This window comes from uncultured Streptococcus sp. (assembly GCF_938036805.1).
GTDB lineage: Bacteria > Bacillota > Bacilli > Lactobacillales > Streptococcaceae > Streptococcus.
The window spans coordinates 1-10,214 of record NZ_CALHWC010000135.1; the positions used below are offsets into that span (position 1 = coordinate 1).

A 10,214-nucleotide genomic window follows, 5' to 3' on the forward strand; every position below is an offset into this window, starting at 1 on the left:
ACAATTAGAGCAAGCTCAGAGTCAGCTGGACCAGCAAAAAAACCAGCTAGCGGCATCTCAAGCCGCTTCTATCCTCCCTCCTGCACAGCTCAGCCAGAGGCAGCAACAGATTCAGGAAGCTGAGTTCCAGCTCAATCAGAAAAAAGCAGAGCTAGCAAAGGCAGAGAAAGACTTATCAGCTAGCAAGGACAAGCTAGCTGACGCTAAGGCAAACCTTAGTCGTTTGAAAGAGCTGGCCTATCATAGCTATGACCGCAAGTCTCTGTCAGGTGGTAATGGCTATCATATGTATAAAAATTCTATGAATAGTATTGCGTCGATTGGCAATATCTTCCCGGTGGTGCTCTATCTGGTGGCAGCTATGGTAACCTTTACCACTATGACGCGCTTTGTCGATGAGGAACGAACAAATGCAGGTGTCTTTAAGGCTCTAGGCTATCATAGTCGTGACATCATTCGCAAGTTTGCTCTTTACGGTTTTGTGGCAGGGAGTCTAGGTACCCTCATAGGGATTCTGCTGGGACATTATTTCTTGTCGGGAGTGATTTCTTCTATTATTACTAGAGGCATGGTGTTTTCTGCCCCTCATGCATATTTTTATGTTTCCTATAGTTTACTGGCCCTTGGCCTCTCCCTTCTATCGAGTGTTCTCCCTGCCTATTTGGTAGCAAGACGGGAGCTAACAGAAGAAGCAGCTCACTTGCTTTTGCCCAAGCCACCGGTCAAGGGCTCCAAGATCTTTTTGGAAAGACTGCCCTTTATCTGGCGGCACCTTAGCTTTACTCAGAAGGTCACAGCTCGCAATATCTTTCGCTATAAACAGCGGATGTTTATGACCATCTTTGGTGTGGCGGGGTCTGTTGCCCTACTCTTTGCCGGCCTAGGACTCCAATCTTCTATTGGTGGTATTCCCAAACGTCAGTTTGAGGAGATTCTGCGATACGACTTGATTGTTGCTGTCAATCCTGGGGAAAATCAAGCCGAACAAGACAAGCTGAAAAAGATGCTGGCAGCTGACTCGATTGCAGCCTATCAGGAAATCCACAGTGAAATCTTTACAGAGAAATACAAAGGGAAGAAAGAGACAGAGTCAGTCACTTTAATGGTTACGGACAAGGAAAATTTTGAACCTTTTATTTCGTTAGAAAGTCCTGACAACCAGCAAAAGCTGACTCTCAAGGACGGTGCAGTCGTTTCGGATAAATTGGCCCGTATAGCTGGAGTTAGCCCCGGTGGTAGTATAGAGCTGGGTGGCAAGCCTGTCAAGCTCGCAGCAGTTAATGAGAATCATTTTGGGCATTTTGCCTTTATGAAGGCGACTGACTACCAGAAGAATTACGGAGAAAAACCTGAGAAAAATACTTATCTAGTGCGACTCAAGGATTCTTCTAGTAAAAATATTGTCAATATGGCCAATAAATTTATGAGCCTCAAGTCTGTCAAGAGTGTTTCGCAAAATGCTAGCATGGTGAAGCAGTTCAACGTTCTAGCTGATTCTCTTAATAATACAATGCTGGTTCTGGTCCTGATTTCCATTCTTTTAGCAGTCGTCATTCTCTACAATTTGACAAATATCAATGTGGCTGAGCGGATTCGCGAGCTGTCCACTATTAAGGTTTTGGGCTTCCATAATAAGGAAGTGACCCTTTATATCTATCGAGAGACCATTATTCTTTCAGTGATTGGGATGGCAGTTGGGCTTCTAAGCGGTTTCTTCATGCATCGTTTTTTAATTGAGAAGGTTGCGCCTAGTATTATCAGCTTAAACCCTCAAGTAAGTCCCTCAGTCTATCTGTTTCCTCTAACTGCGGTGACTCTTATCCTGACCTTGCTTGGCTTCTTTGTCAACTACCGCCTCAGACGGGTGGATATGCTGGAAGCACTCAAGTCCGTTGATTGATAAAAAAACACTTCAAAACTTTCCCTCACTTGTGAGGTGGAAGTTTTTTTGAACTTTGATATAATATTCCTTGTAAAGAAAGAGAAAGACACACGATGACACGAAAAATTGCCTTATTATCCGATGTGCATGGGAATAGCACAGCTTTGGAAGCAGTACTGGCGGATGCGGAAAGCCAGCAGGTGACAGACTATTGGTTTTTGGGAGACTTGCTCCTGCCAGGAACCGGTCGCAGAAATATCTTAGATAGGATGGAGCAGCTGTCCATCAGCCTTCAGGTCAGAGGAAATTGGGAAGACAGTCTCTGGCATGCCCTGCACCAAAAGCTGGATTTGGATCGTCCCAGCCATCTCTACCTGACCCGGCTCTGCCATTTTGTCCTAGAGGAAATCCGTCCTGAAGAGATTGACCGCATGCAAGAACTTCCTCTGCAAATCTTGACAGAAGTAGAGGGATTGAAGATTGCGGTCAGCCACCATCTGCCAGATAAGAATTGGGGGCGGGAGCTGATTCATATTGGCGAGCAGAGCGATTTCGACCGCCTTTTTGAAGGAAACGACTGCGCTGTCGCTGTTTATGGTCATATTCACCAACAGTTTCTCCGTTATGGGACTAAGGGTCAGCTGATTATCAATCCTGGTTCTATTGGTCAGCCATTCTTTCTAGATTCGGCTTTGCGTCAGGATTTGCGAGCCCAGTATGCCATTTTAGAGATTGATGAGACAGGTTTGGCTGATGTTAACCTTCGGCGCGTGGCCTATGATGTGGAGCAGGAGCTGAGATTGGCTCGGGAGCTCCACTTGCCTTACTATGAGATTTATCGGGAGAGCTTGGTCAATGGTATCCACCATACCCATAACCACGACCTGCTACGGGAAATCAGTGAGCGGGAAGGCTATGCAGATGAGATTGCAGCTTTCTTAAAGTCCAGTCGTAACTCTTGAAGTTACACCTTTTTTGGGATATAATAGTGAGAGAAAATGATGAGGGAGGAGAAAAAATGCAGATTTCTAGCCGTTTTACCATTGCCACCCATATGCTCATTGTACTGGCTTTGGAGGGGAAAAAACAAAAATTGACAAGTGATATCCTTGCTGGCAGTGTCGGAGTCAACCCGGTCATTATCCGCAAGACCTTGTCCCAGCTCAAGAATGCCGGGATGATTACCGTTGCTCGTGGGACTGGAGGAGCAGAGATTGCCAAAGATTTGAAAGACATTAGCCTTTTAGATGTCTATAGTGCCGTTGAATGTTTGGGCAAGAGCGGCCAGCTCTTTAGCTTTCATGACAAGCCCAATCCAGACTGTCCTATCGGCAAGAACATTCACAATGTCTTAGACGATCGCTTGGCAGCTATTCAGGCAGCTATGGAAGCTGAATTGGCTCAGACCAGCCTTGCCGAAGTTGTCGCAGCAACCGAAAAAGAAATTAAAGAACAATCTGTTTCCTAGTGAGCAGGTTGTTTTTTGTTAAGAATTTTGCAAGATGTAATTATTGACATTACATTAAAACCTGCTATACTAATAGATGTAACATAAACAATTACAATTCAAAATAATCTTTCGGAGCAAATGGAGATGTGGAAAACCATATCAAGGAACCTATCTCTGTTTTGGAGAAATAAAAAAAGATAGAGCAGGCGGACTGCTAACATTTAAAATTAAAGAGAGGAGAAAGTACATGACTTTTGAATATCAAAGCAAGATTTATCTAGGAGAGGTGGCACTTTATGTAGCAGACCTAGCAAGACAAAAGGACTTTTATCAGCGCGTTTTAGGGCTGGAGCTTTTGGAAGAACAGGACGGACAGGTGGCTTTGGGCAGGGACGGACAAGCGCTGGTGAAACTCTTAGCAACCAGTGGCCGGCAGTCAGCTAAGTCGGCTTACGGTCTTTATCATCTGGCACTCTTGCTTCCAAGCCGTCAAGCTTTGGCGGATATCCTTAAGCATTTATCAGAAAATAGAGTTCCTATGGTCGGAGGGGCGGACCACGGTTATAGTGAAGCCATTTATCTGGAGGATCCAGAAGGCAACGGCATTGAGCTTTATCGGGACAAACCTCAGGCTGATTGGGATATTCGAGAAGATGGCCGCATTATCGGAGTGACGGAAGCGCTCGCGGCTCAAGAAATCTATGAACTAGGTCAGGAAGTCCAGCCGTTTAGTATTGCTACAGGCACTCGTATGGGCCATGTCCATCTGTCTGTAAAAAATAGCAGAGCAGCCAATCATTTTTACCAAAAGCTTCTAGGCTTGGAGGATAAATTTTCTGTACCTTCTGCTAGCTGGTTGGCATCCGGAAACTACCATCATCATTTAGCAGTCAATGAATGGGGAGGTTCTCACTTGAATCATCGCCAACCGAAGCAACTGGGACTAGCCTATTTTGAAGCGCAAGTTCAAGGAAAAGAAGACCTAGTAGCAATTTATGAAAATGCTCTGGAGCTGCAGGCACCAGCCCGATGGATTAGCTCCCAAGAGCTAGAAGTCACAGACCCAGATGGGATTGTGGCAAAAGTTAAGACAAGAGTGGTATAATAAGGCATATCAAGAAGTAAAAAGAAAGAAAAAATATGTACAAGAATTATTATACATCGCCGATTGGCCGGATTCTTATCTTGACGGACGCAAATGCCTTGTTGGGACTTTGGCTTGAGGGCCAGAAATATTTTGGGGCAGGCTATAATCTGGAGCAAGCGCAACAGGGAGAGACAGAAGTCAGCCGACTCGTATCTACTTGGTTGGATGCTTATTTTAAGGGAGAAAATCCCGCGACAGATGAAATTCCATTGGCACCTCAAGTGACTGAGTTCAGAAGCAAGGTTTTGACAGTGCTGCAGAAGATTCCCTATGGACAAACGGCTACCTATTCAGATATTTTGCGGGAGCTTCAAGCCGAGTACGGTAAGATTGGCTCTGCTAGAGCAGTCGGTGGTGCCATAGGCCACAATCCCATTTCCCTTTTGATTCCCTGTCATCGAATTGTCGGAAGCGACGGCAAACTAACCGGTTATGCCGGTGGCCTTGATAAAAAAGCCTTTCTACTGGAGTTGGAGGCTGGGGAGAAAACAACAGGATAAATAAAACTATTGATAAGCTAAAAAAGCACCGAACGGTGCTTTTCTGTTATTCTAATCAAAATACAACAAGTCTTTGCTAGTTTCGGTGAAGAGTTCAAAACCATTCTTAGTGACATAGCCGCAGTCTTCGATGCGGACACCGACCTTGCCAGGGATGTAGATGCCAGGCTCAACAGAGAAGCACATGCCTTCTTCGATGACCATGTCGTTGCTCTCCATGATGGATGGAAATTCGTGGACATCCATACCGATACCGTGTCCAAGGCGGTGGTTAAAGTATTCGCCATAACCAGCTTTTTCGATGACCTGCCGTGCTGCGCGGTCTACTTCATGAGCTGTGACGCCTGGCTTGATAAAGTCAAGTGCAGCTTGTTGGGCTTCCAGAGTCAGATAGTAGATATCTTTTTTGAACTGGTCTGGCTGGCCGACAGCGACGGTCCGTGTCATATCGCTGGCGTAGCCATTGACCATGCAGCCCAAGTCAAAGAGGAGGAGGGCATTGTTTTCGATTTTATTGGCTCCGGGAATGCCGTGCGGATTAGCTGCGTTATTGCCTGTCAGAACCATGGTTTCAAAGCTCATCTCATAGCCTTCTCGCTTAATAGCAAAGTCGATTTGAGCGATGATGTCTGTTTCAGTATTTTCTAGTGAAATATTGTCAAAACCGATATTGACAGCCTTGTCAGCATACTTGCCAGCTACCAGCATTTTCTGGATTTCGTCGGCTGATTTGATCAGGCGCAAGCGGTTGATGTAAGGAGTCAAATTGACAAATTCAGCCCCATTAAAAACAGTACGCAGGCCGTGGTACTTAGTTAAAATGAGATTGTCAAACTCGACCGCTACTTGTTTGAAGGATTGAGATGGAAGGGAAGCTTTGATCTTTTCCCAAGGATTTTCAGAATCGACATAGCCGACAACCTGAAAATCTACGGTAGAGGAAGCGCGCTCAACTTCCAGTGCTGGTACGAAAAGAAGTGGCTCATGGTCAGTGTAGACGAATAGGAACATCTGGCGTTCATGTGGGTCGCTGTAAAAGCCTGTTAGGTAATGAATGGTTACAGGATCGGAGATTACAGCTACATCCTGCTTTTCATTTTCAAGATAAGTGATGATTTGATTGATTTTTGTCATAGTTCAACCTTCTTTCTATGCCTCTATTTTTGCAGAAAAAGTGAAAAAAATCAAGACTTTTAGCGAGGATTCCTTATCCTTGGCTGAAATTTTTGAGAGAAAGAAAGTTAGTGTGAAATTTTTATAAGAATCTTGGAATACAGTGTGCGAAAATAGTATTTTTTTAAGGAAAATTTGATATAATAGTGCTTATGGAGCAGTAGGACAAATACAAAAACAATAGATGTCTAAGCTTAAAAATTGTATAGATATGAAGGTAAAAAATGAAAAAAATATTAGTTGTAGATGACGAGAAGCCAATCTCGGACATTATAAAGTTTAACATGGCTAAGGAAGGCTATGAAGTACTGACAGCCTTTGATGGTAAGGAAGCTCTAGAAATGTTTGAAGCAGAGCAACCGGATATTTTGATTCTGGATTTGATGTTGCCAGAAGTGGACGGACTGGATGTTGCTCGGACCATTCGCAAGACCAGCAATGTGCCGATTATTGTACTTTCGGCTAAAGATAGCGAGTTTGATAAGGTAATTGGTCTGGAAATCGGAGCTGACGACTATGTGACCAAGCCCTTTTCAAATCGTGAATTATTGGCTCGGGTCAAGGCCTTGTTGCGCCGTTCTGAACTAATCCCAGATAGTCACGTGGACGAGAGCAGTCCAAAGGAACTGTTTATTGGGGATTTGCAGATTCTTCCAGATGCTTTTGTGGTGAAAAAACATGGGAAAGAATTGGAATTGACCCATCGTGAATTTGAACTCTTGCACCATTTGGCTACTCATGTTGGTCAGGTTATGACGCGTGAGCACTTGCTGGAAACCGTCTGGGGCTATGATTACTTTGGAGATGTGCGGACAGTCGATGTGACCATTCGTCGTCTGCGCGAAAAAATCGAAGATACTCCAAGCCGTCCGGAGTATATCCTGACTCGCCGCGGTGTCGGTTATTACATAAGAAATAATGATTGAAACGCTAAAAGAATTTGTGCTTTCTCCTGACTTTGTCTTTTCACTGATTGTTGTCGGCTTTATCATCGTTGTGGCTCTTTTACTTCTGGAAAATCGACGAGATACTCAAAAGCTGGTGCAGTTAAATCAAAAGATCAAGGGATTGATCGCAGGAGATTATTCGGAAGTTTTAGATATGCAGGGCAGTCCTGAAATCACGGACATGACCAATTCCATCAATGATCTCTCTGAAGTGATTCGCCTGACGCATGAAAATTTGGAGCAAGAGACCAAGCGTCTATCCAGCATCTTGTCTTATATGACGGACGGGGTGCTTGCGACCAATCGTCGAGGGCAGATTATCACCATCAATGACATGGCAACCAAGCAATTGGGTGTCAAACGTGATGATGTCCTTAATACCAGTATTTTAGATTTGCTGGATATTGCTGATGAGTACGATCTACGCGAATTGATCACCAAGGTTCCAGAATTGACCATTGATTCTCAAGATGAAAATGGTGAATATGTAAGCCTGCGGGTTCGATTTGCCTTGATCAGACGGGAGTCAGGCTTTATATCAGGGCTGGTAGCAGTGCTGCATGATACAACGGAGCAGGACAAGGAAGAACGGGAGCGTCGGCTTTTCGTTTCCAATGTTAGCCATGAATTGCGGACGCCTCTAACCAGTGTAAAATCCTATCTAGAAGCCTTGGATGATGGCGCTCTGTCAGAGCCTGTTGCACCTGAATTTGTCAAAGTCTCACTAACTGAGACAAACCGGATGATGCGGATGGTGACGGACTTACTTAGCTTATCGCGGATTGATAATAATACCAGCCATCTGGATGTTGAGCTGACCAATTTTACGGCCTTTATCACCTATATCCTCAACCGTTTTGATAAGATAAAAAATCAGGATGAGACCAAAAAATATGAGATTATTAGGGATTATTCAATTACGCCGATTTGGGTAGAGATTGATACGGATAAGATGACCCAGGTGATTGATAATATCATGAACAATGCCATCAAGTATTCACCTGATGGTGGGACGATTACGGTTTCTGTGAGAACAACAGACGTCCAGCTGATTCTTTCGATTTCCGATGAAGGTTTGGGCATTCCCAAGCAGGATCTGCCAAAGATTTTTGATCGTTTCTATCGGGTGGATAAGGCCCGCAGTCGAGCCCAGGGAGGAACGGGCTTGGGTCTGGCTATTGCTAAAGAAATTATCAAGCAGCATCATGGCTTTATCTGGGCTAAGAGCGAGTACGGTAAGGGTTCGACCTTTACCATCGTCCTTCCTTATGATAATGACGCTGTCCGTTTGGATGACTGGGAAAATGAAGAGAATATAGAAAGTGAACATGACTAAGGGATTTCAATATAGTATTCTAGCATCGGGCTCGAGCGGCAATTGCTTTTATCTGGAAACAGCCCAAAAACGCTTGCTTGTTGATGCTGGTTTATCAGGGAAAAAGATTACGAGCCTTTTGAGTGAAATTGATCGCAAACCAGAGGATTTAGATGCTATTTTGGTCACCCATGAGCATAAGGATCACATCCATGGTGTGGGGGTTTTGGCGCGTAAGTACAATCTAGACATTTATGCCAACGAAGCAACCTGGCGAGCGATGGAAAAGGACTTGGGCAAGCTAGATGCCAGTCAGAAGCATATCTTTGAAATGGGGAAGATGAAGACTTTTGGCGATTTAGATGTCGAAAGTTTTGGAGTTAGCCACGATGCGGCTGCTCCTCAGTTTTACCGCTTTATGAAGGATGACAAGAGCTTTGTCATGCTGACGGATACGGGCTATGTCAGTGACCGCATGGCTGGAGTGATTGAGAATGCGGATGCTTATTTGATTGAGAGCAACCATGATATCGAGATTCTCCGGAGCGGTGCCTATCCGTGGAGTCTGAAACAGCGGATCCTGTCTGACTTGGGGCACTTATCCAACGAAGACGGTGCAGAGACCATGATTCGCACCCTTGGCAATCGCACCAAGCGCATCTATCTGGGGCATTTGAGTAAGGAAAATAATATCAAGGAGCTGGCTCATATGACCATGGTCAATCAACTGGCTCAAGCTGACTTGCCAGTGGGGCATGATTTCCAAGTCTTTGATACTTCTCCTGATACAGCGACGCCTTTGGTAAATATCTAATCGTCAGTCGCTCAGAAAGAGGCTGCGACAAAAGTCCTAGCCTCTCAATTGTCTTTGGATTTTCGAGCAAGACGCAGTGGTTGAGTGGGCTCTACTAGGCTGATTTCATCAGCTTTTACAGCCCTACTCAACTGTGCGGAGGTGGGACGACGAAATCGAATTCTAACGAATTACCGATTTCTGTCCCACTCTCTTTTTAGGATTGACAAGGATTGCTTTTTATGGGAAACTAGTTCTATGTTTTTTAGCCTGTTTTTTATACTAGAAAGGAAGCTAAAGAATAAAATTGAAGAATGACTATGAAAACGTATGTTAGGAGACCAAATGCGCTTGATTTATTTTGTGATCGCCTGTCTATCTTTGGCTTTAGGAGTGCTGGGGATTTTTCTACCCCTTCTTCCTACGACTCCTTTTTTACTTTTGTCTATTGCTTGCTTTTCACGTAGCTCCAAGCGGATTGAGAATTGGCTTTATCACACCAAAATGTATCAAATCTATGTCGCAGATTTTCGGGAGACAGGTTCGATTGCCAAGGAGCGGAAGAAAAAGATTATCGTGTCCATCTATATCTTGATGGGAATTTCTATTGCGTTAGCTCCAATAATTTGGGTGAAAATTTTCTTGTTCGCCCTGACAATCTTTATTACTTATTACCTTTTCAAGGTCATCCCAGATAAGGAATAGACCGGGAATTACGCTAAGAAGACAAGTAAACAAGTGCGTTGGCACTTGTTTTTTGGTATAATGGTAGATAGTTCACAAAGAACATCATTTTAGAAAGGATGGATGGAACTCATGCTCTGCCTTGGCCTAGCATGAAAAAGAAACTATGGAACATTTAAAAGATGCACTGCTGGAGCAGTTTGGGCTGGTGTTTGAAGACAGTAGTCTGCTAGAGACCGCTTTTACTCACACCAGCTATGCCAATGAGCACCGCCTCTTAAAAATTTCACACAATGAACGCCTGGAATTTTTAGGAGACGCTG

Annotated in this window: 10 protein-coding genes and 1 pseudogene; 10 read left to right on the forward strand and 1 reads right to left on the reverse strand. The window is 44.3% G+C overall.

The annotated features are described in order from the left end of the window. From Q0191_RS05355 to Q0191_RS05375, 5 genes are all read left to right on the forward strand, one after another. Positions 1–1,900, forward strand: a 1,900-nt coding sequence (locus Q0191_RS05355; RefSeq protein ID WP_297664506.1) for an FtsX-like permease family protein, incomplete at its 5' end; no start/stop codon positions are given. A gap of 95 nt (positions 1,901–1,995) precedes the next feature. After that, the gene (locus Q0191_RS05360) at positions 1,996–2,844 is read left to right on the forward strand and encodes a metallophosphoesterase (protein ID WP_297664507.1); all 849 of its coding nucleotides are present in this window, start codon (positions 1,996–1,998) and stop codon (positions 2,842–2,844) included. A 56-nt stretch (positions 2,845–2,900) separates the two neighbouring features. Then, positions 2,901–3,350 (forward strand): Rrf2 family transcriptional regulator, encoded by a 450-nt coding sequence (locus tag Q0191_RS05365; protein WP_061852113.1) that lies wholly within the window; start codon positions 2,901–2,903, stop codon positions 3,348–3,350. Between the two features lie 229 nt (positions 3,351–3,579). Next, complete coding sequence (locus tag Q0191_RS05370; protein ID WP_297664510.1) at positions 3,580–4,437, forward strand: VOC family protein; 858 nt, start codon at positions 3,580–3,582, stop codon at positions 4,435–4,437. 35 nt (positions 4,438–4,472) lie between these two features. Then, positions 4,473–4,979 (forward strand): methylated-DNA--[protein]-cysteine S-methyltransferase, encoded by a 507-nt coding sequence (locus Q0191_RS05375; protein WP_297664511.1) that lies wholly within the window; start codon positions 4,473–4,475, stop codon positions 4,977–4,979. 51 nt (positions 4,980–5,030) lie between these two features. Here the strand turns inward: Q0191_RS05375 and Q0191_RS05380 are convergent, their stop codons facing one another. Further along, a complete protein-coding gene (locus tag Q0191_RS05380) occupies positions 5,031–6,113 on the reverse strand; it encodes a Xaa-Pro peptidase family protein (RefSeq protein ID WP_297664512.1) in 1,083 nt (360 codons plus the stop codon). A gap of 263 nt (positions 6,114–6,376) precedes the next feature. Between Q0191_RS05380 and yycF the strand changes: the two genes are divergently transcribed. The 5 genes and pseudogenes from yycF to Q0191_RS05405 form a co-directional block, all read left to right on the forward strand. Next, entirely contained in the window at positions 6,377–7,078 is a 702-nt protein-coding gene (gene yycF / locus Q0191_RS05385) for a response regulator YycF (RefSeq protein WP_005589489.1), read from the forward strand. Further along, positions 7,071–8,435 carry a cell wall metabolism sensor histidine kinase VicK gene (vicK, locus tag Q0191_RS05390; protein ID WP_297664513.1) on the forward strand — a complete coding sequence of 455 codons (1,365 nt, stop codon included), beginning with the start codon at positions 7,071–7,073 and terminating at the stop codon, positions 8,433–8,435. The genes yycF and vicK overlap by 8 nt, the downstream gene beginning before the upstream one ends. Continuing rightward, positions 8,428–9,228 (forward strand): MBL fold metallo-hydrolase, encoded by an 801-nt coding sequence (locus Q0191_RS05395; RefSeq protein ID WP_297664515.1) that lies wholly within the window; start codon positions 8,428–8,430, stop codon positions 9,226–9,228. Before vicK ends, Q0191_RS05395 begins: the two co-directional genes overlap by 8 nt. A 324-nt stretch (positions 9,229–9,552) precedes the next feature. Next, complete coding sequence (locus Q0191_RS05400) at positions 9,553–9,912, forward strand: YbaN family protein (protein WP_247951206.1); 360 nt, start codon at positions 9,553–9,555, stop codon at positions 9,910–9,912. Between the two features lie 145 nt (positions 9,913–10,057). After that, positions 10,058–10,214 (forward strand): annotated as a pseudogene (locus Q0191_RS05405) (ribonuclease III); the annotation flags it as partial.

Bases quoted from the DNA above. Each gene is read 5' to 3' on its own strand.
- Q0191_RS05365 (WP_061852113.1), top strand. From the start codon at position 2,901: ATGCAGATTTCTAGCCGTTTTACCATTGCCACCCATATGCTCATTGTA.
- yycF (WP_005589489.1), top strand. From the start codon at position 6,377: ATGAAAAAAATATTAGTTGTAGATGACGAGAAGCCAATCTCGGACATT.
- Q0191_RS05380 (WP_297664512.1), bottom strand. From the start codon at position 6,113: ATGACAAAAATCAATCAAATCATCACTTATCTTGAAAATGAAAAGCAG.
- Q0191_RS05395 (WP_297664515.1), top strand. From the start codon at position 8,428: ATGACTAAGGGATTTCAATATAGTATTCTAGCATCGGGCTCGAGCGGC.
- vicK (WP_297664513.1), top strand. From the start codon at position 7,071: ATGATTGAAACGCTAAAAGAATTTGTGCTTTCTCCTGACTTTGTCTTT.
- Q0191_RS05360 (WP_297664507.1), top strand. From the start codon at position 1,996: ATGACACGAAAAATTGCCTTATTATCCGATGTGCATGGGAATAGCACA.
- Q0191_RS05370 (WP_297664510.1), top strand. From the start codon at position 3,580: ATGACTTTTGAATATCAAAGCAAGATTTATCTAGGAGAGGTGGCACTT.
- Q0191_RS05400 (WP_247951206.1), top strand. From the start codon at position 9,553: ATGCGCTTGATTTATTTTGTGATCGCCTGTCTATCTTTGGCTTTAGGA.
- Q0191_RS05375 (WP_297664511.1), top strand. From the start codon at position 4,473: ATGTACAAGAATTATTATACATCGCCGATTGGCCGGATTCTTATCTTG.